This window comes from Halomonas elongata, assembly GCF_029081005.1.
Taxonomy (GTDB): Bacteria; Pseudomonadota; Gammaproteobacteria; order Pseudomonadales; family Halomonadaceae; genus Halomonas; species Halomonas elongata_B.
Window position 1 is genome coordinate 1 of sequence record NZ_JAJQTQ010000120.1, and the last position, 383, is coordinate 383.

Here is a 383-nt window from a genome sequence, read left to right on the forward strand (position 1 = left end):
CAGCGGGTCTCGCCGCTGACCATCATCAACACCCTGTGCGAGGAACGCGGCCTGACCGATGTGGCCTTCGCGGTGACCCGCGAGCCTGCCGAGCGCGAGTACTGCGTGCAGTACCGCGAGACCGACCTCGACTTCATCGAGCGCCTGGCCGCCGAGGAAGGGCTGTTCTACTTCCATGAGTTCGAGGATGCCGACCTCGGTGCCCATCGGCTGGTGTTCGCCGACGATCCCCAGGTGCTCACCGGGCTCGGCGAGCGTCCCTACCACCACCGCGCCGGCGGCACGCCGTCGCAGCGTCACCTGCGGCGGCTGACCCAGACCGCCCGGGTGCGCCCGGCGCGTGCCCAGCTCAAGGACTATTCGTTCAAGCAGCCCGCCTACGC

Annotated in this window: 1 protein-coding gene; it reads left to right on the forward strand. The window is 69.5% G+C overall.

Annotated features, from left to right (window positions below):
* A partial coding sequence (locus tag LU493_RS19710; RefSeq protein WP_275289495.1) for a contractile injection system protein, VgrG/Pvc8 family occupies window positions 1-383 on the forward strand: 383 nt, incomplete at both ends.